The following is a 26,324-nucleotide window of genomic DNA, read 5'->3' as shown; positions in this document are numbered from 1 at the left end:
CGAAGGTCTTAAGAGTCTTAAGGATAGGTATTTTCTTTTACGTCAAACTTAGATGAACCGCCGTATACCGAACGGTACGTACGGTGGTGTGAGAGGTCGGGGGTTAGTCACCCCCTCCTACTCGATTTATTAGCCTTGGTGACGCGCTTGGTATGCGAGCAAGGCTGCGATAAATACTTGTCCGGTCTGAATCATAGAGCGCTCATCCACATCGAACTTTGGATGATGGTGCGGATAGGTAGCCTTGATATCTGGATTGCGTCCACCTACCATAAAGAACGTTGCGGGACGCTCCTGTGCGTAGTAGGCAAAATCCTCGCCGCCCATTCCAGGAGGCATGCGCAGAAGTCCTTCTTCACCAAACACGCGCAGAACCTCAGCTTCCAGATGTGCTGTTTCTTCTGGATTATTCCATGTAGCTGGATAACCACGCTCGTAGGTTACCTCGCTGCTCGCACCAACTGCCTGGCAGGTAGCTTCTACGATACGCTTCAGCGATTGTTCTACAGCAGTACGCACTTCTTCGTCATAGGTACGAACAGTTCCTTTTAGCTTGACTTGGTCAGGAATGACGTTATACGCTTCCCCGCCACCAACGAATGAGCATACAGATACAACCACTTGTTTCAGCGGATCAACCTGACGGCTGGCAATTTGCTGCAGGTTCATAACGACCTGGCTGCCGAGAACGATCGGGTCGATGGCAGTATGAGGATACGCACCATGTCCGCCTTTTCCGTAAAGGATGATCTCAAAGCTGTCTGCAGCAGCAGTCACATAGCCACTGGCAATACCGACCTTGCCAACAGCGAAATCAGAAGCAACGTGAGAACCGTATACAACATCAACACCATCGAGGCAGCCATCTTCGACCATAGCTTTGGCTCCGCCTGGTGGCAGCTCCTCTGCAAACTGGTGCAGGAAGACGACGTTTCCTGGAAGCTCGTCTCTGAATTCACTCAATACTTGCGCAACCCCGAGTAAGCCTGCTGTATGAATATCGTGTCCGCATGCATGCATCACACCTGGGATGCGTGATTTGTATTCAACGTCTTTTTCATCCTGGATTGGCAAAGCATCGAAGTCAGCACGCAGCGCAACCGTTTTACCTGGCTTGCCACCCTTGAGAAGGCCAACTACACCCATGCCACCTACACCTGTGCGCACCTCGATACCTAGCGAGGTCAGCTTGTCAGCTACTTTTTTCGCTGTGTTTTCCTCTTTAAAGGAAAGCTCAGGGTACATGTGCAGGTCACGTCTGAATTGAACCAGCTCGGGATAAATCTCCTGCAGTCTGGCAAACAGTTTTTCTTGCATGGAACCCACTCCTTCTCACTTGGAAAAATATTGGATAGTAACACTCTCATTCATTATAGAAATATTCCAAATGATATTTCAATCTATGTTTTTCTGATTTATGTCTGGCAAGAGTGGTAGCAGGAAGGGAAGTAGACATAAGCAAAGGTATTCGACTAGAATGGAAGGAACGGTATTGTGTCGAAAAACGTCAGAAGTTGTTGGAGAGAACATGGCTACAATTCATTATAAAAATCCAAGGGTCCTGATCATCCTGTTGATATCAGGAATTCTTTTTTTCATCATGACCTGTATTAGCATAGCAGCGTCTTATTACAATACGATTCAAGCAGTCCGCCTTTCGGTTGCGGGCCAGAGCATGAAGGCAGCTACTTCTGTTGCCAAAACATTGGACGTCGCTGCTTACCAGGCTTTTCTCGCTAATCCCGTACAAGAAAATAAAGCGTATGGGCAAATCAAGCAACAGCTAGAAGAGATGCGAGAGCAATTGGGCGTTCTACATTTATATACGCTGCAAATGAACGAGGATAATCAGGGGGCAACAGTCATGGTCGGGGCCTTTCCTCCTGAGACCAGCGTGGGTTCGGAAATTGGCGATCCATGTCATGTTTATCCGGAGCAGATCACCCAGATTAAGAATGGACAATCATACTATTCGGAGATTATCCATGACCCGCTATATGGGGTTTACATGTCGGCAGGTGCACCGCTATATGACCACAACGGCAAAGTAATCGGCATCATCGCCGTGGATACGGATATGGAGCAGGTGGATGGGATCGGCAGTGAAGTCGTTCGCCGAAGTATTCCAATCTTTGTTTTCCAGGGACTGTTTGTAATTGTTCTTGTTTTGGTGATTTTGGGATGGCAATGCTGGTATCGCCGAGAGCTCAAAAAAGCAATTGGTGAAACGGAGGAGACGTACCAAGATGAGCTGCGTTCGGTGATTACCTCGATGCGGTCTATTCGTCACGACTTTGTCAATCATATGCAAGTGCTGTACGGGCTGATTGAATGTGGTTATTTTGATAAAGCCCGTGATTATGTCCAATCGCTTATGAAAGAGACCAAGCTGCTGGACTTGACGGTGCGGATTGGGAACCCTGCATTGATGGTCTTGTTCCATACCAAGTGGGAGCAGGCCAAGTCTCGTAAAATTGTGATGCAGTTTGCAGAATGTCCAGATCTATTTGAACAGATTCCTTCGATTGATTTAATTAAAATCCTTTCTAACCTGATAGACAACGCCATTGATGCAGCAGCTTTATCGAGTGGCGAAAAACGAATCAGCATTGCTTGTCGCAAGGAAAAGAAGATGTATGTGTTTGAAGTGGAGAACACCGGTCAGGAGATTTTACCTGAGCAAAGGGAGCAGCTCTTCATGAATGGGTACTCGACTAAGAAATCAGAGGACAATACACAGCGAGGCACTGGATTGTACATCGTAAAAGACGTGGTACATAAGCACAAGGGTACGATTGAAATGAAGTCGAATCAGGGGGTGACCCGATTTACTGTTCAATTGCCTGTGAAGTAACGAACAAAAAAAGCCGTCTGCGAACGGCTTTTTTTTGTTGGGATGACTTTCCAACAGGCTAGGCGGTTTGGTCTGACAGAGACTGCTTAGCTTGTGCCGCCTCATGCTTGAGCGGACGAGTGATGGAAAATATAGCGCACCCAAAGGAAACAAGAACAAACAAAGCTCCTACCCACGGTGTATAGGTGACAGAGGCTTGCTCTACGACCATTCCTCCTGCCATGGAGCCAAAGGCAATGCCAAGATGCAGGGCAGATGTATTAAGTCCCAGTGGAAGGTCAGGCGCAGCGGGTGAAGAGTAAATCAAATAGTTTTGTTGTGCAGGTGAGATCGCCCAGCTCAGCGCACTCCAGATCACCATGATGACAAGAAAAACAGGGAGTGAGCTCGTAAAGAAAGGCAATACGCTCATCACGAGAGCAAAAAGCGGAACGATCCAAAGAATAGCCTTTTTTGCTCCCCATTTATCGGAGAACCAACCTCCGGCTCCGCCTCCAGCGACAGCTGCAAGGCCAAAGACAAAATAGATGAGGCTGAGCATACTAGCGTCGACGCCCATGGTTGTTTTCAAATACGGGGTGAAGTATGCGTACAGCGTTAAATGACCGGTCAGCATGAACAAAGAAACGAGCAGAGCACTGATGATTTTCCCATTTTTCAAGATAGCGAATTGCTCACGCAAGGGTACAGGCTCTGGTGTCTTTACTTTTGGCAAAAAATAGATCAGAAACAGCATCGATAAAATGCTGAGGGCAGCAATCAACCAAAACGGTGCTCGCCAGCCAAAAGCATTACCCAAGGCTAGACCTACAGGGACACCTAGCACGAGTGATCCACTGATCCCCATAAAAATGATTCCAATTGCCCGTCCTCGGTATGCCGGATCGACAATGCTTGCTGCGATCGAAATGGACAAGACGACGAGAAGCGCGCTGCTTGCCGCTGACAAAATACGTGCCACCATCAGTACGGTATAAGTAGGACTTAAGGCCGCAAGCACATTGCTGAGGAAAAAAATGGCCAGGGCATACAAGTACAACGGCTTGCGCTCTATTCGTCTCGTGACGTGCAGAAGTAACGGAGCCGAGATGGAAAAGGCGAGTGAAAAAATCGTAATCAGTTGTCCGGCTGAGCTGATAGAAACTTGCAAATCTTGGGCGATCAAGTCGAGCGTACCGCCGATAATCAGCTCCACCGTTCCAACGACAAAGGTAGCAATCGCCAGAATGAAAACACGTGGGTTCAAAACAGAAGCTCCTCTCTTTCAAAAAGGTTACTACCATGATAGTAACCTTTTTGAAATTGTGCAACTAGAAAATGATGCTGGATGCGTAAAAAAGGCCCTGGCGTAAATAGCCAGAGCCGAAAAAGGGTTAATAACGCAGACGAATCAGCATGCTGCGGATTTCGTCATCTTCAAACAGTAAATCAAAATGCTTCTGCGTGATCCGGGTAAGCGCAACGTCATGGTAAAAAGAATCCGCAAAAAACTTCACAAACGGTTGCGCCCGTGTTTTAATCGCTTGCCAGCCGCTTTGCTCTTCACCAGCAAAAATCAGCTCCTCCTGATCAATCACGATCAGTTGATACCGCTCTAAGCCTTCGTGCTCCTTCGCTGGGACAAAGGAGTGTACGTGCGACAGCCGTGTATGATTTTGCCCGATGATCAACGCTTCTATTTCCACTCCATTGCGTTCTTTTTCTTCAAGCAGCGGTACAAACTCTTGAAAATCATCTTCCCAAGCGGAAATGCGTATTGAACGCGTCGCGCTTTGAATCAACTGCTTGCACTCTGCTCGGATTGAATCCGCTACCTTCAGGCTCCACACGCGATCATCCCGCACAGTTCTTTGGGCGAGCGAGGAGGTGAGCTGTTTGACATCTGACTGAAACTGCTGCGTCAGCTTTTCAACGAGACTGGCCAGCGGAAGAGCAGTGTAGCGTTTCTTCTTCTCTGAAATCGTATCGAGAACCATTCCTTTTTCGACTAGACGACTCAGCACTTCGTAGATTTTGGCTTTGGGAACACCAGAATGCTTGACTACCATGGCAGCATCCAAAGGTTCACTGCTCGAAGCCAATGCTTCATACACCTTACTCTCATAGAGGGAAAAACCGAACGATTGTAGCATAAAAAATCCTCCAAGCCATACACGGTCATGTTTTCTTGATGGTACCCGTAATGTGTGGTTTTTGCAACAGATGGGACAACGGAGAGAGGCAATTGGAGCTATTCCGTACTAGTTCTCAGGACCGGATCATTCCCGAACGTTCGTAACGATTCGACAAGTCCATCTAGGGCTATTAGCGTTGAGTGTGGTGTTGATGCTGGTACACTGGCGGATCGCGGAGAGTTTTTCTACGATAATTGCTCATTTTAGTAAGTCCCTGTCGAATTAGTTCGAGAAGCTTATTGAAAAAATGATGCTCTCTAGGAAGAGATTTTTTGTCGAATAAATAAATTTGGTAATGATAAATCATCGTGTGATAATTACGAATAGTCGGAACGTTAGTGCGCATAACGATTCGGCAAATCTCACTACAAAAAAGGGTGAACCGCAGTGAAGAAAAGCAAGAAGCTTTTATCCATCCTATTTTCCTCCACGTTAGTACTCGGTACCTTTGTGGCACATCCGGCAGCAGGGCTGGCAAAATCGAAGGAAGAGAAAGAGTCCTTGCATGTGGACTTATCCACCATCAATGTGGATCGTCTGGTGAATGCGCTGGTTGAGCAAGGAATTATTGATGAGAATGCCGACCAGGAAGAAGTAGACGAGGCTGTCCAGGATTTCTTAAAAGATAAAAAAGTACCACATGGCATCGATGACTCTACATCGTTCGGGAAAAAAGCACGCAAATCGCAAACGGCAGCTCTCTCCAAAGCCTCGAACAAGATCGCAAAGCTGGATGATGATGCCAAAGCAGCTCGGGCATCCACGCAGGTACATACGGACAATATTGTCATCGCGTTAGTCGAATTCCCGGATCGAGAGCATAACCAGTTGCCCAAGATGAGTGACTCGTTGTGGACGAAGGATTTTGACGAAAATCATTATAAAGAAATGCTGTTTAACCAAACAGGCTATAAAACACCAGAAGGCACCGAGATGACAACGATGGCAAAGTATTACTATGAGCAATCCGGCAATACATGGACCGTGGACGGGGTTGTAACTCCGTGGCAAACAGCAGAGAAAGATTATAAACACTACGGTAGCAACAATGACACCGGTGATGACGCCGCGCCTCGCGATCTGGTAGAAGAGACGCTGGAGGCTGTGGGCGAAGCAATTGCTGGACATGAGGAAGATTACGATCAGCGCGACCCGTATGATCTGGACGGTGATGGCGATCTGATGGAGCCGGATGGCATGCTGGACAACCTCATGCTCGTTCACGCTGGAATTGGGGAAGAAACAGGAGAAGATGCTGACGCGATTTGGTCCCATCGCTGGACACTGAGAAAACCCGTAGAAATTCCGGGAACGGATCTGGTGGCGTATGACTACATGATCCAGCCCGAGGATGGCGCACCTGGCGTTTTTGCTCACGAATACGGACATAATCTAGGGCTGCCGGACTTGTATGACACTACGAATGCTGGTCATGATTCACCAGTAGGAGCATGGTCTCTGATGTCTTCCGGCAGCCACACAGGGAAAATCTTTCAAACACAGCCGACAGGATTTGACCCATGGTCTAAAATGATGCTCAAGCAAATGTACGGCGGCAATTGGATTGAACCACAGGTCGTGAATCATGAAGATCTGAAGAAAAAGAAAAAAACGTTAGAGCTTGTAGACGGCAGCAGTATAGAACAAGAGGGGAAAGTCATCAAGGTGAATATGCCGCAGGTTGAGAAACAGCCGCCCGTTCAGCCAAAAGACGGTGAATACTCGTACTTTTCTGATGAGGGAGATAACCTGAACACAAAAATGGTTTCGGAAGTAATCGATTTGACTGGTGTCAGCTCTGCTTCCATGAGCTTTGATTCCTGGAGATCGATTGAAACGGGCTACGACTATTTGTACGTCAACGTGATTGATGTGGACGCAGGCACTAGCACGAAAATCGAAGAGTACGACGATGAAACCAAAGGCTGGGACAAGGAAGAAATCAGCCTGGACGATTTTGCAGGGAAAAAGATCCAAATCGAGTTTAATTATGTAACAGACGGTGGATTGGCAATGGCTGGATTCTATCTGGACAACTTTGAGGTAGAAGGAGACGGGGAGGTAATCTTCAGCGATGATGCAGAAGGCGATCCCAAGTTTGAGCTGGATGGCTTTCATCACTTTGATGGAGAAGGTAAAATGTACGACGCCTACTATCTCGTAGAGCTGCGTTCGCATGAGGGTGTTGACGCTGGACTGAAATACTTCCGCCGCAACGACACGTTCTTCACCTACGATCCGGGTTTGGTGATCTGGTATTATGACGGTCGTTATGGCAAAACGCAGGACAATAACACTAGCCAGCATCCAGGCTATGGCATGCTCGGAGTTGTAGATGCTCATCAGGAGGTGCGATACTGGAACAATGACGAGGACAACAAGGATTTGATCGCCGACGCGCGTTATCAAGTAAACGATGCTGCATTCAGCCCGAACAAAACGTCTGGAATGGATCTCGATTACATTTTCGGCACGATGAAGTATAAGCCGTTAAAAGGCATTACTGAGTTTAATGACAAGGATGACTATACGATGCCAGAAGTTCCGGAAGTTGGCAAAATCCTGCAAAAGATCGGCCTGCAGATCAAGCTGAAAAAAGTGGATAAAAAGTTTACAGAGGCAACAGTAGAGCTCTCCGTTAAAAAATAAAACGGCAAAAGGCGCCAGTCGACATACAGTTGATTGGCGCCTTCTCCTATTTTTTGTTCTGATTTGCCGTTATCCTCGATGAAGCTCATCTATTGTTCTTTCCTTACTTTTTAAAAAGGGTGTAAAGAATAATGTGAGAGCAGCGATCATCAAGCCAGCAGCGCCAGCAAACAAGGCGATCTGCATTCCGTACCTATCGCCAATGATACCGCCAGCAAGCGAACCCAGTGGATAAGCTCCCCAAGCAACAAAACGCACAGTAGCATTGACCCGTCCCTGCAGCTGATCAGGTACGATCGCTTGGCGCAGACTGAGGGTACTAATGCTCCACATAGACATGCCAAGTCCAAAGAAAAACTGCCCCAGCATCAAAAGAAATACGGCAGAGTTTCCACTCCCCATAGCCAACGGAGCAAAAGGTCCCCCGCATGAAGCGATCATGGCCGAACCGACGATGACAGGCCCCATTCCGAAAGTCCGGATTGCTTTATGCACGAGCAATGCACCCAAGAAAAATCCGACTCCCATCCCTCCATAAACGAGTCCTAGCCAACCCGATGAAATATGAAGCGTGGTGATGGCATACAGGACGTACACACTGAACATGACATTCCAGGAGAAATTGAAGATTGCTGAGCATCGTATGACACCGAAAAGCAATGGTTCCGAGAAGGAGAGATGCAATCCTTCGCGGATATCCTGCCAAAGACTGCGCGGTGTGTCAGGACGCACAGGCAGAGCCTCTTCTTTTTTGATGAAGCTAAGGGACAGGGCTGAAAGAAAAAAGGAAAGGGATGTCACTAGCATCGCCATAGGTGCAGTGATCAGTTGGATGAGTGCTCCTGATAGTCCAGGTCCAGTCATTTGCGCGGCAGAGCGGCTTCCCTCCAGCATGCTGTTTGTCCCGACGAGCTGTTCTTTACTGACCAATGTGGGGAGATAAGATTGGTAGGCGATATCAAAAAATACGGTACAGACTCCGGTCAGAAAAGCGATGGTATAAAGCCACTCCATGCGTAAAACACCGATAACGGAGAGGATAGGGATCAGCGCCAAAAGCAGAGCCCGCCCCATATTAGAGAGAAATAAAACGGGACGTCTCCGAGATCTGTCCACCCAGACGCCAGCGAACAATCCGATGATAAGGAATGGAGCATATTCGAGAGCCCCAAGCACGCCCATCTGGAGCGGGGTAGCAGCAAGAGAGAGTGACGCAACGAGAGGTAGCCCCAACAACGCTACCTGCGTGCCAAATTGTGTAGCTGTGTGGCTGAGCCAAAAAGTGCGGAAATCCTTGAGGTGTCGTCTACTATCATTTTTCTGAAGCATAATCTTGTCCTCCCCGCTAAGTTAAATCGTTGACACGTTTTAGCATAGGAGATGGAGGGGGCAACGTCTTTCTCGATCTTGCTCTCCCATTTATGCGAAAATGTTGCTCTTTCATTCCGGGGAGCTTACGAATAAGAGGGAACGTACGTTATACTGAGTAAAGAAAAAAGCGAGAGGAAGGATGGCAAATGAACGAAGAATACTGGCAAGCAATCGTATCGTGCGACAATGCGTACGATGGGCAATTTTGGTACGGTGTGCTGACTACGGGCATCTTTTGCCGTCCGTCCTGCAAATCGAGAGTGCCAAAAAAGGAAAATATACGCATCTTTGCTAATACGGCGGAGCCAGAGAGCATCGGTCTGCGTCCGTGCAAGCGATGTCAGCCTCACCTGCAGCATTGGCGACCGGCGGATGAAGAGCTGGCGAATCGGGTAGAGCAATTGATCGACAAATGCTATCAAGAGCCGCTTACGTTACAAGAAATCGCATCACGCTTGTTTGTGAGTCCGTATTATTTGCAGCGCTCGTTCACACGCCTGAAGCTGTGCTCCCCTACTCAATATTTAAGTCAGAAACGGGTGGACGCGGCAAAAGAGTTATTGACCGAAACGACGAGCAGTGTGACGGATATAGCGATGCAGGTAGGCTTTCGGACTAGTGCTTATTTTGCGCAAGTGTTCCACAAGCTGACAGGGCAAACGCCGACACAATATCGAAGTCGGGAAATGAGAGAAATCAAATAATGTTGGAAAAATCTGTAACAGGTAGTGGAGAGTAAAACTCCCTACCTGTTTTTATTTTGGGGCGACTAGGATGTTGTCTAAAACCCCTCGCCTTATGAGCATACTAAATTACTAGATTGGCATTGCTTACCAGAGGGAGCTCGTCATGAAATTTAAGGACTTTTGGAAACGGTCTGCGTCTGCAAAAATTAGCAGAAGGCCTGCAGCGGCTACAACAAAGACTAAGACTGAGGAGACACCGCTGCTATCAGGTCTTAAAGAAAATATTCAAAAGATCAAAAGTGATCTCGGCAACAGTACCGACATTATTTTCCGAGAAGTCCGTGTAGGAAAAACTGGCGAAAATGTGATGGGGATTTTGTACACAGACGGATTGGTAGATAAAAATGTGATCACGGATTTTATCATGGAGTCGGTGATCCTGAATAGCCGGATCACGGAGGTTGAGCAGTTAATTACCTCCACACATGACGTGGTCCACATTTTGAAGGAATATGTCTTGACGATAGGTGATGTCAAGGAGATTCACAGCTTTGAAGACTTGTATCACTCCCTTTTGTCCGGTGAGACGATTATTTTGCTAGACGGTCACACAGAAGGAATCGCCGTCAATACACAGGGCTGGAAAGATCGCGGGGTAGGAGAGCCTTCTGCGGAATCTGTGATTCGTGGTCCTCGCGAGGCATTTTCAGAAACACTACGTACCAATACCTCTTTGATCCGTCGAAAAATTAAAGATCCGAATTTGTGGCTGGAAACGAGACAAATTGGACGAGTAACCAAAACAGATGTAGCCGTTATGTACATCAAAGGCATTGTCAATGAAAAAGTGGTTGAAGAGGTTCGCTCGCGTCTCGACCGAATCGATATCGATGGTATTTTGGAAAGTGGTTATATCGAAGAACTCATTCAAGACGATAATTACTCGCCGTTCCCAACCATCTATAATACAGAGCGCCCGGACGTAATCGCGGCAGAGCTGTTGGAGGGAAAAGTGGCGATCCTCGTGGACGGAACGCCATTTGTACTTGTTGTTCCGGCATTGTTTGTGTCTTTTTTGCATGCAGCAGAGATATTATTATCATCGTGCGGATGTCAGCAGCCTGATACGCATTCTGCGTTACGTCGGTTTTTTAATTGCGTTGTTCAGCCCGTCGATGTATGTAGCCATTACGACGTTTCATCAGGAAATGCTGCCCACGCAGCTTCTAGTCAGCTTAGCGGCTCAACGCGAAGGGATTCCCTTCCCGGCCTTCGTCGAAGCGATCATGATGGAGGTGGCCTTTGAAATTCTGAGGGAGGCAGGACTCCGCATGCCGCGAACGATCGGACCTGCGGTATCCATCGTCGGCACACTTGTTATCGGTCAAGCGGCTGTCAATGCAGGGATCATTTCAGCCGCAATGGTCATTGTCGTATCGACGACCGCGATCGCGAGCTTCGTTTTCCCGTCGTACAGTCTGGCAAATACCATTCGAATGCTACGTTTTCCCTTCATCATTCTCGCTGCAACCTTTGGGGTGTTTGGAATTATCGTCGGGATTATCGCCCTGATCCTTCACATGTGCAGTTTACGTACGTTTGGAGTACCTTACATGAGTCCGTTTGCACCGCTAATCCTGAAAGACCAGAAGGATGCGATATTCAGATTGCCTCAATGGGCGATGTTTTCGCGTCCTCGCCTGATCAATCAGAACAACGTAAGGCGAGCAAAAAATGGTCCTAGCCAAAAGCCAAAGCCAAGAACATAAAAGAGGAACATGAAAGACTGAAAAGGAGGATGAACTGTGAGACGACCGGCGGTCCTGTTTCTCGTATTTCTAGCTCTTTTGTTGCTTACGACAGGCTGCTGGAGCCGCCGGGAATTAAACGATCTAGCCATTGTTACGGCCATTGGCGTTGACAAAATCGATAACAAAGTTCATTTGTCCGTACAGGTCGCTGATCCTGGGGAGGTAGCGGCTCAAAAAGCGACCAGTGGCCGTGCTCCTGTCACGATGTATCACGCGAAAGGGGACACGGTGTTTGAGGCGATCCGCAGAATGACCACAGTAACTCCCCGCAAACTATATTTTTCACATCTTCGGATCTTCGTGATCAGTGAAGAGGTAGCCAGAGATGGAATTGGAAAAATCCTGGACCTATTTTCACGAGATCATGAAATTCGCACCGATTTTTATATGGTGGTGTCAAAGGGATCAAGCGCCAAAGATGTTTTGAGCGTATTAACTCCTCTGGAAAAAATTCCGGCAACCAAATTGTATACTTCTTTGGAGGTATCCGAAAAGGCATGGGCACCAACGGTATCTATCCAATTAGATGAACTCCTCACCGATCTCGTGAGCGAGGGCAAGCAGGCGGTGATGACTGGGATACGTATTCAGGGCGATCGGCAAGCGAGCAAAGGGAGGCAGAACATCGAAGCAATTGACCCTCCCTCCAATCTCCAGTACGAGGGCATTGCTGTTTTCCGAAAAGATAAGCTGATTGGTTGGTTGAACGAGGACGAAAGCAAAGGGTTTAGCGATTTAACGGACAGATTGAACAGTAGTGTCATAGAAATTGCATGTCCAAAGGGTGGAAAAATGGGTGTCGAGATTATTCGTTCCGAGACAAAAGTAAAAGGGAAGGTATCGGGAGAAAAACCGGAAGTTGAGGTTTCTGTTCATACGGAGGCGAATGTAGCAGATGTTGAATGTGAGGTGGATCTTACAAAAACAAAATCCATCTATGACTTGGAGAAAAGAGTGGAGCAGGTCATGAAAAACAACGCTGAGCGTGCGGTGAGCAAGGCGAAGCAACTGCAAAGCGATGTCTTTGGATTTGGTCAATCCATTCATCGGAGCGATCCGAAATATTGGAAAAAGGCCAAGAAGGATTGGAATAAAATATTCCCTGATCTAGCTGTCAAAATCAACGTTGACGTCAAAATCAGAAGGCTCGGGACAATCAGCGATTCCTTTCTCAATAAAATAAAGGAGTAAGAGTGCTATGGTGGCAGTCTTGGGATTACTGGTCGTGGCAGCGCTTGTCGTAATGATCGAGGTCCCTTCCCTTTTAAAAAACGGCCAAAGGAAGGAGATATGGATTTTTTCGTTTCTTCTCGTGCTTGGTGTGGGGATCAGTATCGCGCACAGCCTGCATGTGAAGGTTCCGAATCCACTCGATTGGATTATTCAATTATACAGGCCGGCTAGTGAGATGTTGGATAACGCATTGAAGTAAAGGTGGGGTAGAGACATGGTTACAGAGACGAAAATCAGTGTTCGACAATTCGGCATGCTAGTAACTCTTTTTTCGATCGGTACCCCCATCTTGATTATTCCAGCTGGACTTGCTGGTCTGGCAAAGCAAGACGCATGGCTTGCGGCTGTGCTTGGTGTTGGACTAGGGCTCTTGATAACCGGATTGTACTGTGCACTTGGCAGTCTTTTTCCAGCGAAGAGCCTAGTTGAAATGAATGAACTCGTCCTCGGAAAATGGATCGGGAAAACCATCTCTATCACCTTTGTCTTCTTCAATCTAGTTACCGCCGCAGAACTTCTCTTTTTTGTAGGCAATTTTTTAACGACCCAGATCATGCCGGAGACGCCGATCCAATCGATCAACATTATTTTTGCTTGCGTGGTTCTCATGGGCGTTCGTCTAGGGATTGAGACAATTGCACGCTCAGCGGAAATGTTATTTCCATTGTTTTTTGTCCTCTTTTTGATATTGGCGATTTTTGTTTCACCGCAGATCAAGTGGGAAAATATACAACCAGTACTGGAAACCGATATGAACGTTTTGTTCAAGGCAGTTATTTTTTTTACCAGCGTTTTTTCATTCTCTCCTGTTGCTTTGCTCATGATTTTTCCAGCATCTGTAGATCGCTTGAAGGAAGCCCGAAAAGCTTTTCTATCTGGCGCATTTATTGGCGGAGTTGTGTTAATCATCATCATCGCACTCGCGATACTTGTCCTAGGTGCGGAAACGACGGCGAGGCAAATGTATCCCAGCTATGCGCTAGCAAAGAAAATCAATGTGGGAAACTTTTTGCAGCGGATTGAGATTGTGATGGCAGGTATGTGGTTCATTACGATTTTCTTCAGGGTGTCCTGTTATTTCTATGCTTCTGTCATAGGACTAGCCCAGACGCTGAATCTGAAAGACTATCGTTTTCTTGTACTTCCACTAGGAATTCTCATGATTATCCTGTCACTGATCGTCCACCCCAACATCGTCCATTCGGAAGAGTACAATAAGCATGAGTGGATTACGTACGCAGCGACCTATGGGCTGCTTCTTCCTATGCTGCTGCTCGGAGTAAATGCATTCAGAAGGAAAGGGAATGAAGCACAAAGCCAAGGACTCGAAACGAGAGAGTGAGCAAATCTATGCCGAGGCAAAAACAGTTTTAATCCCTGTGGAGGCAGGGATTTTTTTGTTGCTGTATGACGTGAACGTCCCTGTTTACTGGTCTAACCCTCCCGAAAATGCAATACGTTATAACAATGAACGACAAGCTGCCTGAAGATTGCGCGAAAGAGAGACAACCTTTTTCCAGCAGGATCTTAAAATTCCTTAAGCACGCGCCCGGCAGCAGAGGGGGATGATTCATGCTGCACATAGTTGCTTGTATTAAACAAGTGCCAGACACCAAGATCATCAAAATGAATCCGAAAACCAACACGATGGACCGAGCGAGCGCACCTGCAATCCTCAATCCATACGATGCTCATGCTGTCGAGGAGGCTGTCCGTCTCAAGCAGCGGTATGGGGGCATCGTCTCTGTTGTTACAATGGGACCTCCACCTGCTGTAAAGGCAATCAGAAAATGCGTGGAGATCGGAGCGGACGAAGGATATCTGGTCACGGATCGGGCGTTTGCAGGAGCCGACACGTTAGCTACCAGCTACGCAATCACCATGGCAATCAAGAAGATCGCAGAAACACAACCAGTGGATCTGGTCATCTGTGGAAAGATGACGATTGACGGGGATACCGGGCAGGTAGGGCCGGGTATTGCCAGACGATTAGACATTCCACCGTTGACCAGTGTGAAGAAGGTAGTGGAAGTCAATAAAGAGCAAGGCTACGCAATCGTTCATCGCAAGCTGGAGGATGGCTATGAGGTTATCCAGTCATCCTTGCCCTGCCTGTTTTCTGTTGAAAAAGAAATAAATGAGGTCCCTTACTCGCCACTGCCGAATATGCTGCGCGCAGCCCGGTATAATCCGATTGTCTGGTCTGTTAACGATTTGGGAGATATTGATCGTACCCTGCTCGGATTAAAAGGCTCGCCTACGATCGTGGCAAAGGTATGGCCACCGGAAAAGCCAAAGGGCGGCGAGATGCTACAGGGATCTACCAGCGAACAGGTGGCAAACCTGATGGACATTTTGCGAGAAAAAAGGGGATTGTTTCGGGTTAAGGAGGGGCAAGTATGAATCTGGATGAGTATAGGGGCATATGGGTGTATGTAGAAGTGCGTGATGGTACAATCGCGCCTGTCTCTCTGGAGCTGTTGGGAGCAGGGCGGCAGATGGCAGATAAGCGGGGAGTTCCGCTTGCTGGTCTCATGATTGGAGAAGGCATTCGCCCACTTGCCGAAACTCTTTTTCCGTACGGAGCCGATCAGGTTTATGTGTACGATAACCGGATATTCAGTGATTATCGGACGGAATCGTATATGCGTGCTGTGATCGAGTGCGCCAGGAAGCATAAGCCTGAAATCATTTTGTACGGGGCAACATCCACTGGAAAAGACTTGGCGAGTGCTGTAGCGACCGATTTGGAGACGGGGTTGACGGCAGATACGACGATGCTCGATGTCAATGCTGAGACGGGGCTTCTCGAAGCGAGCCGTCCTGCTTTTGGCGGAAATATTATGGCGACGATTTTATGCAAAAAGCATCGGCCCCAGATGGCGACAGTACGCCCAAAAGTCATGAAAGCGCTTGAGCCGGACGAGACGCGAACGGGAGAAATCATCGACGAGCATATAAGCCTGAATGAAGAAGACGTTCGTACAAAGGTACTGAAAATCGTTCGTGAGACAAAGGAAAAGGTGCGGCTTGATGAAGCAGATGTAATCGTAGCAGGCGGCAAAGGACTGGGAAGCAAGGAAGGCTTTGCGTTGATTCACCGTTTTGCTGTAAAGATCGGAGCGACGGTAGGGGCGAGCAGAGACGCCGTGGAAGCCGGATGGATTGATCATGAGCATCAGGTAGGACAGACAGGGGTGACGGTCACGCCGAAAATTTACTTCGCCATTGGTATATCCGGTGCGATTCAGCATTTGGTCGGCATGCGAAATTCCGGATTGATTATCGCCATTAATAAGGACCCGGACGCACTCATTTTCCAATCATGCCACTATGGGATTGTCGGGGATGCCTTTGAAATCATTCCGTTGTTGATGGAAGCATTCCAAGAGGAGCCGGACAAGGAGGTTTCATATGGCTGAAAAATTTGACGTAATCGTAGTCGGAGCAGGTCCGGCCGGTACAGCCTGTGCATATACGTTGGCAAAAGCAGGAGTGAACGTCCTGTTGATGGAAAGGGGAGAGTATCCTGGCTCCAAAAACGTAATGGGCGGTGTCTTGTACCGTAAGACATTGGAGGATATCATTCCAGGCTTTTATAAGGAGGCCCCCGTAGAACGTCCGATCGTCGAGCAGCGCTTCATGATGCTCGATAAGGAGTCAGCGCTTAATTTTAGCTACAAGGGAATGGAGTGGGCACAGGAGCCGTATAACAACTTTACCGTCCTGCGCGCGAAGTTTGACCAATGGTTTGCGGATAAAGCTGTCCAGCAAGGTGCCCTGTTGCTCAACGAGACGGTAGCATTGGAATGCATACAGGAAAATGGAAAAGTAGTCGGGATTCGAACCGACCGTCCTGATGGAGATGTCTATGCCGATGTTGTCGTTTTGGCAGATGGGGTCAATTCTCTATTGGCTAAATCGCTTGGCTTTCACAAGGAGTTTCGGCCTGACGAGGTTGCGCTTGCCGTCATGGAAGTACTCAAGCTCGACCGGAAAATTATTGAGGACCGCTTTAATCTGGAAGGCGATCACGGTTGTACGATTGAGATATTCGGTGATTCGACAAAGGGCATATTAGGTACGGCCTGGCTGTATACGAACAAGGACAGTTTGAATATCGGCGTCGGGACGATGCTGTCAGGATTGATCAAAAACAAGCTCAAGCCTTATGAGCTGTTGGATTATGTCAAGAATCACCCGATGATCCGCCCTTATATTCAAGGATGTGAGCAGCAGGAGTATTTGGCTCACCTCATACCCGAGGGTGGATACCGTTCCATGCCAAAGGTTGTAGGCAACGGGGTTATTGTCATCGGAGATGCTGCACAGCTTGTTAACGCTATTCATCGGGAAGGCTCAAACATGGCGATGGCATCTGGTGTACTCGCTGCCGAAACGATTATGCAGGCGAGAGAGGCAGAGGACTACTCAGAAAAAATGCTCGATTCGTATCGGGTGAAGCTTTTGGATAGCTTCGTCGGGCAGGATTTGAAAAAATATAAGGACGCTACTCATCACTTCGAAAAATACCCACACTATTTCGAGAAGTATATCCCTATGATGAACAAGGCAGCCAGCCAGATGTTTACGATTGATGGAACCTCTAAGTGGAGCAAGCAGAAAAAAATCTGGAATGACCTCGGTTCTGCCAAAGACAAATGGAAAATGGCACGCGATCTAATGAATGCGTGGAGGGTGATGAAGTGATGCAGGAACTACCAAAGGGGCAGTCGATTGAAGAGAAGCAGTATCTTGTACGCTTCAAAGCAGATACACAGTCACATCTGCATGTGTTAAGTGCTGATGTTTGTGCATCGCAATGCCCGGATAAGCTATGCACCATCTTTTGCCCAGCCGAAGTGTACAAATGGGAAGAGGTCAGGATGCATGTTGGGTACGAGGGCTGTCACGAGTGTGGGAGCTGTCGCATCGGGTGTCCATACGAGAATATTAAATGGGAATACCCAAAAGGCGGTCATGGCATCATCTTTAGACTCGGATAAAGGGACGCGATGCGATGTGATACAGATTGGGGATATGGTCGTGTACGTAAAGGATGGGGCCAGGGGGATCGTGATCGGATTAGAGGGAGAGAAATACCACATCAAGTGGGAGGATGACTTTGTTAGCTGGGAAGAAAGAGAATGGCTGCGTCTTGAAACGATGGAAAAGACAAAACAGCGGGAATGAGCTCCCGCTGTTTTTTGGTTTGGCTTATATGACGAGCGTACCTATATGAGCTGAAAGGGAAGCACGAATGCCTGCTTTCCCAAAATACGATAGCAGCAAAGCTCAGGCTGGTTTGAGGAAAGAGATAGGATTAGATAGGCTGCTTCTGGATAATACGCATAGGCAATATCCGCTGTAGATGGAATGGGCGGTGCAGTAGGATGAGAGTGATAAATACCCACCAATGCCTCGCCTTTTAAGGATATTTTTTGCAGTACCTTTTGAATTTGTCGCGTATCCATGGCAAAAGCGTCCGGACTCTTTTCCGTATTTTCCATTCGCCAGATGGTTTCTGCTCTCCCATTTCTTCCTGAAAGTAATCCGCATGCTTCGTTCGGTTTTTCCTCGTTGCAATGTCTAACCATTTCCTCCCATATAGGGCGGGCTATTGCAAACGGTCTTTCTTGAAAATTAGCCCTGCCAGCGCCTGCCGCAGCAGCCTCCACTCGTTTTAGGTTGATTTAGCGGTTTGACGTTGTGCACTTGACCGGATTTTGGCAAAGGTGAAGCTGGCATGCCCATTGGGCGCTGTATTGGTCTAACAGGACGTTGTTGGCGCTGATTGTAAAGCGCACGGAGTTGCTCTGGTGTCATGATTTTCCACCCCTTTCTTAACTGTATTATGTTGTATTCAGCATTCCTGTTTGGGGGAACGGCATTTGCACATTACCCCTGTCATTTGAATGGGTTGAATGTGTTCCCGTTTTGTGTATAGGGTGGCATCTGATAGGGAGTTTGAGGGGATGGCGACATTTTGATTGGGGAGGCAGCAGGTCCATTTCCCGTTGATTGTGGAGGAGCAGCGAATTGGCTGAGAGTTTTATTTGTGCGTGCTTCCTTTTGAGTGTAGCTTTTAATAGCTTGTCTGTAAGTCTCCTCCCTTTCCTGAAGGTCCTTCACCATACTCTTGAGTCCAGCAACCGTCTTTTTCAAGACTAGCTCCTGATCGGATACTTGCTGAAGTTCTTTTTCCTTGTCTTTTAGCTGCCGCTGGTATAACTCGCTTTGTTTGTTGGCTTGGTCTAGCAATCGATTCCATTTTTCTTCCTGTTCATTTGCGTGGGTATCATGTTCGAGCTTTTTGAGCTGTTGCTCGAGCTCGGTTACCCTCTGGTTCGCACCAGATAATTGTCCCTGGATTGTTTCTGCTCTCTGGTTGGCTTCGGCTAGCTGCTCAGTCAGAGTTTGCTCGGAGTTGCGAATGGCTTCTAGCTGTTGGTCCCGAGCTTCGAGAGCGGCGGTCCATTCCTGCTGGGCGAGCGCGAATTTCTCTTTGGCTTCGGCGAGCTGTTCAGTAAGAGTTTGTACCGAAGAGCGAACGTCTTCTAGCTGTTGGTCCCGAGCTTCGAGAGCGGCGTTCCAATCTTGCTGAGCAAGTTCGAAAGTCTCGTTGGCTTCGGCAAGCTGTTCGGTCAGATTTTGTTCAGAGTTGCGAGCGACCTCCAGTTCTTGGTCACGAGCATCCAGGGTAGCGTCCCATTCCTGCTGAGCGAGTTCGAATTTCTCGTAGGCTTCAGCAAGCTGTTCGGTCAGAGTTTGTTCAGAGTTGCGAACGCCCTCCAGCTCTCGGTCACGAGCATCGAGGGTAGCGTCCCATTCCTGCTGAGCGAGTTCGAATTTCTCGTTGGCTTCAGCAAGCTGTTCGGTCATAGTTTGTTCAGAGTTGCGAACGACCTCCAGCTCTCGGTCACGAGCATCGAGGGTAGCGTCCCATTCCTGCTGAGCAAGTTCGAATTTCTCGTTGGCTTCGGCAAGCTGTTCGGTCAGAGCTTGCTCGGAGTTGCGAACGCCCTCCAGCTCTCGGTCACGAGCATCGAGGGTAGCGTCCCATTCCTGTTGAGCAAGTTCGAATTTCTCGTTGGCTTCGGCGAGTTGTTCAATCAAAGTTTTCTCGAGGGCGCGAGCATCTTCTAGCTCTTGATTATGGGCTTGGAGAGCAACTTCCCACTCTTGCTGAGCAACTTCCAATTTTTCATTGGCTTCGGCGAGCTGCTCAGTCAGAGTTTTTTCGGAGTTTCGAACGACCTCAAGTTCTTGGTCTCGAGCTTCGAGAGCGGCGTTCCACTCCTGCTGAGCCAGTTCGAATTTCTCATTCGCTTCGGCGAGCTGCTCAGTCAGAGTTTGCTCGGCGTTGCGAATGTCTTCTAGTTCTTGATTATAGGCTTGGATAGAAGTCTCCCAATCCTCCTGGGCAAGCACAAGCTTCCCGTTAGCCTCGGCCAGCTGTGCGGTCAGGCTTTGTACCAAATCGCGAAGGTCATCTAGTTCTTGGTCACGGGTATGAAGCGCAGTGTCCCAATCCTCCTGAGCAAGCGAGAGCTTCTCGTTCGCTTCGGTCAGCTTTGCTGTGAGGCTTTGTACCAAGTCGCTCAGATCATCCAGTTCTTGGTCGCGAGTATGAAGGGTAGCGTCCCAATCCCGTTGCGCCAGTACAAGCTGCTCGTTAGCCTCGGCTAACTGATCAGTCAGGCTTTGTACCAGGCCCTTTAAATCCTGCAGCTCTTGATTACGAATCTGGAGTTCAGCGTCCCAAATTTGCTGAGCGAGTTCAAGCTTCTCATTGGCTTCGGCAAGCTGGGTAGTCAGGCTTTCTTCCAGAGCACGCAGATTCTCCAGCTCTTGATCACGGATACGGAGATCAGCGTCCCAGTCGTGCCTCGCAAGCTCGAGCTTCTCAATAGCCTCGGCTAGCTGAGCCAGGAGGCTTTGCTCGGATATACGTGTTTTGACAAGCTGCTCTGTCAGGCATAGCTCAGTTGTGCGCAGGTGATCCAGCTCCTGGTCACGAGCTTGCATGGTTTCATTCCATTCCTTCTGAGCGAGCTCAAACAGTCTCGTTGTTTCAGCTAGCTGCGTCGCAAGGCTTTGCTCTGCGGTACGCACGTTTTCAAGCTCTTGTTGATTATTTTGTAGAGTTTGGTCCCAGTCATGCCTCGCAAGCTCAAGCTTTTGGTTTGCCTCATCTAATTGAATGGTGAGACTTCTTTCAGTATTTCGAATGTTTTCTAGCTCTTGGTCGCGAGCGAGGAGAGTTTGATGCCAATCATTTTGAGCAAGCTCAAGCTTTTCATTGGCTTCAGCTAGCTCGCTTCGCTCCTGGATATAGAGAGCCTCTTTTTGTTGTGCAGCATTTAGCTGATGGTACACCTCAGTCAATTGTGTATCAGTTTCCCCGAGCTTTTGTTGCAATTCTTCTATTAGAAGATCTTTATTTTTGCTGGCTTCGTGTGCTTCCTGTAATTCGGCAATGATTCCTTCCTGATCAGTCACGAGCTGGATCAAGACGGATTCTTTTTGCTTTGCGTCCTCTAGACGTTGGGTCGTATCCTGCAACAGCTTGCTCCAATATTCTTCGACAGAAGGGATGGATTCCAGGTGCTGCTGTAGCTCTGTATAGGTATCATTCCAATGTGTTTCTTTTTGTGCGTATTCGCTCAGTTGATGACGGAGCGATTCGAGGTCGGTGATCCAGGCTGATTCCTGCGCTTGGTAGCTGGAGATGACCGAATCCTTTTGCCGGAGACTTTGTTCTGATTCGTGGAGCCGTTTGCGATAGTCTTCCCTTTCGCGTTCGAGCTGTTCTACCGCTTGTCGCAAGCTTGCTTCAAACTGTTCCTGCTGGTTCAAAAACTCGGCTTGCTGCTTTGCACTCAACGCTTCTTCGGACTTTTTCAGCTTTTTTTCTTCTTTCAATTCTTCTTTTAAATCATTGATCGCATCTTTCCATTTGGCCTCACGCTCTTTGTACGTAACGATGGTTTTTTCTCGTTGTTCCAGCAAGCCTTTTTGCTGCTCAACCTTTTGCTCCCATTCACTGATCACGGCTTGCATACGGTCCAGTGTTTCCATCCAATGATGTTCCTTGCTTTTCAGCTCGGATACAGTGGCGCGAAGCTCTTCTATTAGTTCGTTTTGTGTCTGTTCTCTTGCTCGATATACATCCAATTGTTCATTCAGCTCTTGGGCCATCATACTGAATTGTGTAGCTTTTTCCTCGTAGTAATACGCTTGCTTTTTTAGCAAAAGGAGCTTTTCATTTCCCGTTTTCCCTTTGCTTGTGCTGGAGGTCTTTTTCTTTAGCACAGTGTTGTCCTCCTTATGGGGTATGGCTTTCCTAATAGTCATATGTAACGGATAGGGAAGGGTGCATGTATCCCGGAAATGGACGGGGAAAAGAGAAACGGGAGAAGCCATGGTTCTTCTCCCGTTGAAAAGCAGCTTGTTATATGCGGATTAAGGGGTGGTAATAACGATATCTCCGAAGGTGACGCAATCGCGAACGAGTAATTGTTCGTCTGGTACGACTGTGATCGTAGCAGTAAAGACGAGGACGCCACTTTGATCGGTGAGTGTCAGGATGATGATGTCTGGAAGGCCGAGACCTGTTTCAGCAAGCGTGAGTGAGTAGGTCAACGTGTCTTGTGCGCCAGAGGAAGTGAACGTTCTGACACCCGAACCCGTTACAGTCAGACCTGTCAGGATAGCGAGACCCGGCAGGACGGTAATGCAAGTAGGAGAACTGATCGAAGTAGGCGAGAAGCTGAAGCTTTGATCGCCTGCAGGAATATCTGGCAAAACATTGTCAAAGAAGTTAAAGGTAAACGAGCTGCTGGACGGATCGCAGCTTGGGCAGATATCTGCGATGAGCTGGATAGTACCGATTGCGACTGTGAGTGGAATGCCGAGGGAAATAGAAACGTTTGGTACCAACGCGTTGACGGACGCCTGGCAATCGCAGTTGCGTACTGGGAAGATTGGTGGGCATTGTGGCGGGAATACGATTGGTGGGCAACGGAAAGAAGGAGTCGGCGAAGGTACAGGAATCGTGTTTGGACGTGGCGAGCAGAATTTAGCAAGCACTTCCAGTTTCACTTCTGCTTCTACCTGGATTTCGACGCAAACAATGACATCCAGTTGAACCATTCCACCAAGCAGGACGCTTCCAGTCGGATTGCACTCGATAGCGCTAATCCGGCAAACGATGTTGTCCTCATCTAGTGGTTCGGGCAGGCACAATACGACTTCTTGGTCAAACTGTACAGTTGTTGTAAATGTGCAGAGAGGCGTGCCATCTGCAAATACAGTCAGCTGAACAGTTGCACTGAAGACGAAATGAACGACACCTACGCGAACAGTGGTTCCACCAACAACAATGGTTTCACGACGAATCCCTACAACACTGCAAGTAGGTGCAGGTGTAACAGGCTCTACGCAGGAAAAGCTGATATCTTGCCCGGCACGAATAGCTGCGTCTACCAGTGCTCGACAATCGTCGGGAATGGCAATCTTGTTCCGGTAGCTGTTAGCGAGAACAACCCAGTCGTACACCTTGTTGACGCGAATGCACTCTTCCTGCAGGTTATTCGGTATAGGAGGAGTTGCGGTTGGCGTCGGTGTAGGGAGCTGGCGACCCATAATGGGCTTCACGATATGGTTCACCGTAAGAATCCTTCCTTTCCTAGGGGATTTGCTTTGCAGTTACATACTATGTGGGCAATGGGAAATTTGCTTGTCAACGAATGCCCATTTTTAGGTAGGAGTAGCGTTAAAACGGAATTTGAAACCGCTGGAAGAACCAGTTGTCGTCAAACTTCCTTTGCGAAAGATAGCGCAGACGCTGCGTTGCACCGCCAAAAGTGAGTACTTCATCTTCAATTTCTTCGGCTTGAGCATAGACGATGAGCTTTTTGCTCGCTTCAATCCGAGCCTCGCTAAAATGACTATAGGCCATGCGCAGCATGTTGTAATACACGTGCTCATGGACGACAGTGTACGGATGTGATTGTCTGAACAGATGCAGTATTTTAACAGATGGCTGAACAAAACACGTATAACCGAACAGCCACATTTTTATGGAGAATTCGATATCTTCAAAACCCCAGACACGAAAGCCGCGATCAAACCCGCCAACTTTGGTAAAAACCTCTTTGGACACAATAAAGCAGTCCCCTGGCAAAATAGCTACAGGAGAAGGGCGGTGAGGATTTGGATTCCAGACGACCCCGAGCTTTTGGTCCAGCTTTTGCCCATACCCTATTTTGTGTGGCTCTGTCATCGAGGCGATCCCAGGCGCTACTCCATCTGCCTTTTTGCTCAAAATCAGCTCCAGCATCCGGTCGATCCAAAAGTTTTCGAATGTCAGGTGGGCATCGCAAAATACGAGATAGGTGCCGCGGGCATGATCGGCACCCAAATTTCGTGCTGCTGCCGCCCCGATTCCCTCGGTCGTAATCAGCTTGATTTGGGGTGTTTTCATTTGGTGTTGTAAAAAGTAACAGCAGTTATCTGTAGATGCATCATCCACCACGATCACTTCATATGAATAATTGGTTCGTGTATTAAAAAGGGAAGTTATCGTGGAGCGCACATTGTCTCCTTCGTTTTTTACAGGAATGATAATCGAGACCAATGGCGTTTGTTCGGCGGACATATGACCACTCCTTTCTTGATGCCATGGTATGCTGCGCACAGTTCTGTGGAACGTAGTAGGGCAAAATTGCTCACTTAAAACACTAGGCATTCATACAATGTTGACGGATATAAGTATGTGAGTGCCGTGAAGGAGTGAGCGGGATGGATGTGGAGGTATATTACAGCGGGCAGCGTGGTGGGACCATGCCGTACGCGGCTCTGCCTGCTTTTCGATTGTTTTGCAAGCAAAATGGGTTTCAATTGAAGTGGGATTCGAAGAACAAGCGGATCGATCTGGATTCAGGCTTAAAGGGAAAGGTTTGCGTACTCTTCACAGGGAAGAGCACGACCGAAACATCGTATGAGTGGGATGTGCTTGGGCGAGTGCAAAAGTTTGTTTCCGATTACGGAATGGAGGTAGTGCTGGCTCAAAACAATGCTGCTCTTGCGAAAAATACGGATATTGCCATTCGTTTCAGCATAAAGGAGCAGCGTCTGCTGGAAAAACCGAGACTGGTACTGTTCCAGGCAGAAGATGAAAAGCGTCGAGAGCTGATCAGGTGCCTGCAAGCCGAATTGAAGCAGACCGGAATTCCATGCCACGTAAAAGGTGGGAAAGAGGCTAAGCCGACTAGTGCGATCGTTCATTTACAGCTCCAGATTCCGAAGCATACGGAAATTTTCAAGCGAAAGGCGTACGGTGAAAAGATTGCCTTTTATTTGGCTTCCGGTATCCTCGGGTACTTACAGGAAGGCATGCAAATTCAACCGCTGGCGTATTTGCCACCAAATCTGTTGCGGGTGTTTTTTGGGAGTGTACTGGCAAACACACAGATAGCAAGTGAGCAAACTGACCTCGAAAAACAGTCGGTACAGCCCTTAGCACATGGAGTAGAAGATGTAGGAGAAGAGTATGAGCAGTTTATCGAGCTGGAAACAGAGGTGGCAGAGGAAATAGCGGAGGAAGCTGTTTCGAATGAAGACGCAGACCTCCCTGCAGATAAAGAAAACGAGCTGGACCTGGTGGATGAGCAAGCGCCTGAGGGAGAAGTGGAAACGAAGGACGACGACGCACATCCGGTGGAATCAATCCAGGCTGTCCCTGTAGTGGGGTTCGTACCAGAAGCAGTTGAAACAGTTGAAACAGTTGAAACAGTCGAACAACCTGAACAGCTCGAACAGCTCGAACAGCTCGAACTGCCCATACAGCCCGTTTTAGTACACCCAATAGAAACAAGGGTAGAGGCTGAGGTGTTTTTTGACTATACACTGATTCATTCAGATTCAGAGGAGAAACCGTATTTATTAATTGGTACCCTCCAGGTAAAAAACACGGGAACAGAGGAGCTGTACAACCCGATTGTTTGTCTGCGGGTGACCCCGGCGGACTCCATTAAAATGGGTGGTCAAATCCTGCCACCGAAGCTGGTTGAGACAATGGCCGTACAAGGAATGAATGGGCTAAAGGGCTGGAGATATTTAGAGGATGACTGGTTTACTACGGCGATGGAGCGGGGAGAATACTGGATTGCTCCGATCGCACCTGTAAGCATTGCTCCCAAAGCCACCGAGTCTTTTCAAAACTTTCAAATCTCATTTTTGAAGCAGGATGCAGGGAAGGCTGTGATCGTGGAAGGGGTCGTGGTTTGCAACAACCAGGAGGTTCACTTTTCCGCGAATAACCGTATAGCCGTTTCGTTTTAGCAAGTAAATCCGTGAGGAACTTATTGAATCGGAGAAAAAGCCACCATTTCCATAGAAATGATGGCTTTTACGTGTGCGCCCAGCATGGGCGTTATCTCTAGGGTTAAAGTCCCGAATGGTGAAGGCAGTAGTAACCATTAGCCTAAGACAAGGGTGTCCACCGTGAGGTGGAATCTGAAGGAAGTTGGCGGCAAACCTC

20 protein-coding genes and 1 pseudogene are annotated in these 26,324 nt (G+C 48.1%); 13 read left to right on the top strand and 8 right to left on the bottom strand.

Going from position 1 to position 26,324, the window contains the following annotated elements; translation table 11 throughout:
* Window positions 1-129: 129 nt before the first annotated feature.
* On the bottom strand, window positions 130-1,317 hold the full coding sequence (locus tag C3B52_RS34075; protein WP_103110777.1) for an amidohydrolase: 1,188 nt from the start codon (window positions 1,315-1,317) through the stop codon (window positions 130-132).
* Between the two features lie 211 nt (window positions 1,318-1,528).
* Here C3B52_RS34075 and C3B52_RS34070 point away from each other — a divergent pair, with 211 nt between their 5' ends.
* Window positions 1,529-2,854: an ATP-binding protein gene (locus C3B52_RS34070; RefSeq protein WP_103110778.1), complete on the top strand. Its 1,326-nt coding sequence runs from the start codon at window positions 1,529-1,531 to the stop codon at window positions 2,852-2,854.
* Window positions 2,855-2,912: 58 nt separating this feature from the next.
* On the opposite strand, the gene C3B52_RS34065 is transcribed toward C3B52_RS34070, so the two are convergent.
* Window positions 2,913-4,100 carry an MFS transporter gene (locus C3B52_RS34065; protein WP_103110776.1) on the bottom strand — a complete coding sequence of 396 codons (1,188 nt, stop codon included), beginning with the start codon at window positions 4,098-4,100 and terminating at the stop codon, window positions 2,913-2,915.
* Between the two features lie 127 nt (window positions 4,101-4,227).
* Complete coding sequence (locus C3B52_RS34060; protein WP_103110775.1) at window positions 4,228-4,986, bottom strand: TrmB family transcriptional regulator; 759 nt, start codon at window positions 4,984-4,986, stop codon at window positions 4,228-4,230.
* A 429-nt stretch (window positions 4,987-5,415) separates the two neighbouring features.
* Here C3B52_RS34060 and C3B52_RS34055 point away from each other — a divergent pair, with 429 nt between their 5' ends.
* On the top strand, window positions 5,416-7,677 hold the full coding sequence (locus tag C3B52_RS34055) for an immune inhibitor A domain-containing protein (RefSeq protein ID WP_103110774.1): 2,262 nt from the start codon (window positions 5,416-5,418) through the stop codon (window positions 7,675-7,677).
* Window positions 7,678-7,746: 69 nt separating this feature from the next.
* Here the strand turns inward: C3B52_RS34055 and C3B52_RS34050 are convergent, their stop codons facing one another.
* On the bottom strand, window positions 7,747-9,006 hold the full coding sequence (locus tag C3B52_RS34050) for an MFS transporter (RefSeq protein ID WP_103110773.1): 1,260 nt from the start codon (window positions 9,004-9,006) through the stop codon (window positions 7,747-7,749).
* A 188-nt stretch (window positions 9,007-9,194) separates the two neighbouring features.
* Here C3B52_RS34050 and C3B52_RS34045 point away from each other — a divergent pair, with 188 nt between their 5' ends.
* From C3B52_RS34045 to C3B52_RS37055, 10 genes and pseudogenes are all read left to right on the top strand, one after another.
* Window positions 9,195-9,752, top strand: coding sequence for a bifunctional transcriptional activator/DNA repair enzyme AdaA (locus C3B52_RS34045; RefSeq protein WP_103110772.1), 558 nt, complete (start codon window positions 9,195-9,197; stop codon window positions 9,750-9,752).
* Between the two features lie 145 nt (window positions 9,753-9,897).
* Window positions 9,898-11,503: pseudogene (locus C3B52_RS34040) on the top strand (spore germination protein).
* Between the two features lie 36 nt (window positions 11,504-11,539).
* A complete protein-coding gene (locus tag C3B52_RS34035; protein WP_103110771.1) occupies window positions 11,540-12,736 on the top strand; it encodes a Ger(x)C family spore germination protein in 1,197 nt (398 codons plus the stop codon).
* A gap of 7 nt (window positions 12,737-12,743) precedes the next feature.
* Window positions 12,744-12,977 carry a hypothetical protein gene (locus C3B52_RS34030; RefSeq protein ID WP_103110770.1) on the top strand — a complete coding sequence of 78 codons (234 nt, stop codon included), beginning with the start codon at window positions 12,744-12,746 and terminating at the stop codon, window positions 12,975-12,977.
* A 15-nt stretch (window positions 12,978-12,992) separates the two neighbouring features.
* Window positions 12,993-14,120, top strand: a complete 1,128-nt coding sequence (locus C3B52_RS34025; protein ID WP_103110769.1) for a GerAB/ArcD/ProY family transporter — start codon at window positions 12,993-12,995, stop codon at window positions 14,118-14,120.
* 230 nt (window positions 14,121-14,350) lie between these two features.
* Window positions 14,351-15,181: an electron transfer flavoprotein subunit beta/FixA family protein gene (locus C3B52_RS34015; protein WP_103110767.1), complete on the top strand. Its 831-nt coding sequence runs from the start codon at window positions 14,351-14,353 to the stop codon at window positions 15,179-15,181.
* A complete protein-coding gene (locus C3B52_RS34010) occupies window positions 15,178-16,200 on the top strand; it encodes an electron transfer flavoprotein subunit alpha/FixB family protein (RefSeq protein WP_103110766.1) in 1,023 nt (340 codons plus the stop codon). The genes C3B52_RS34015 and C3B52_RS34010 overlap by 4 nt, the downstream gene beginning before the upstream one ends.
* Window positions 16,193-17,488 (top strand): FAD-dependent oxidoreductase, encoded by a 1,296-nt coding sequence (locus C3B52_RS34005; protein WP_103110765.1) that lies wholly within the window; start codon window positions 16,193-16,195, stop codon window positions 17,486-17,488. The genes C3B52_RS34010 and C3B52_RS34005 overlap by 8 nt, the downstream gene beginning before the upstream one ends.
* Window positions 17,488-17,784, top strand: a complete 297-nt coding sequence (locus C3B52_RS34000) for a ferredoxin family protein (RefSeq protein WP_103110764.1) — start codon at window positions 17,488-17,490, stop codon at window positions 17,782-17,784. Before C3B52_RS34005 ends, C3B52_RS34000 begins: the two co-directional genes overlap by 1 nt.
* 16 nt (window positions 17,785-17,800) lie before the next feature.
* Window positions 17,801-17,971: a hypothetical protein gene (locus tag C3B52_RS37055; protein WP_235615951.1), complete on the top strand. Its 171-nt coding sequence runs from the start codon at window positions 17,801-17,803 to the stop codon at window positions 17,969-17,971.
* A 41-nt stretch (window positions 17,972-18,012) separates the two neighbouring features.
* On the opposite strand, the gene C3B52_RS33995 is transcribed toward C3B52_RS37055, so the two are convergent.
* From C3B52_RS33995 to C3B52_RS33980, 4 genes are all read right to left on the bottom strand, one after another.
* The gene (locus C3B52_RS33995) at window positions 18,013-18,456 is read right to left on the bottom strand and encodes a M67 family metallopeptidase (protein ID WP_268811925.1); all 444 of its coding nucleotides are present in this window, start codon (window positions 18,454-18,456) and stop codon (window positions 18,013-18,015) included.
* Window positions 18,457-18,685: 229 nt separating this feature from the next.
* On the bottom strand, window positions 18,686-22,093 hold the full coding sequence (locus C3B52_RS33990) for a hypothetical protein (protein ID WP_103110762.1): 3,408 nt from the start codon (window positions 22,091-22,093) through the stop codon (window positions 18,686-18,688).
* A 150-nt stretch (window positions 22,094-22,243) separates the two neighbouring features.
* Window positions 22,244-23,449 (bottom strand): hypothetical protein, encoded by a 1,206-nt coding sequence (locus tag C3B52_RS33985; protein ID WP_103110761.1) that lies wholly within the window; start codon window positions 23,447-23,449, stop codon window positions 22,244-22,246.
* Between the two features lie 106 nt (window positions 23,450-23,555).
* Window positions 23,556-24,440 carry a glycosyltransferase family 2 protein gene (locus C3B52_RS33980; RefSeq protein ID WP_103110760.1) on the bottom strand — a complete coding sequence of 295 codons (885 nt, stop codon included), beginning with the start codon at window positions 24,438-24,440 and terminating at the stop codon, window positions 23,556-23,558.
* Window positions 24,441-24,583: 143 nt separating this feature from the next.
* Here C3B52_RS33980 and C3B52_RS33975 point away from each other — a divergent pair, with 143 nt between their 5' ends.
* On the top strand, window positions 24,584-26,125 hold the full coding sequence (locus C3B52_RS33975; protein WP_103110759.1) for a hypothetical protein: 1,542 nt from the start codon (window positions 24,584-24,586) through the stop codon (window positions 26,123-26,125).
* Window positions 26,126-26,324 lie beyond the last annotated feature (199 nt).

It is taken from the genome of Brevibacillus reuszeri, assembly GCF_002897295.1.
GTDB classification, from domain to species: Bacteria; Bacillota; Bacilli; order Brevibacillales; family Brevibacillaceae; genus Brevibacillus; species Brevibacillus reuszeri_A.
The sequence above is the reverse complement of the archived record's forward strand: the minus strand, read 5'-3'. Positions and strand labels throughout refer to the sequence as shown.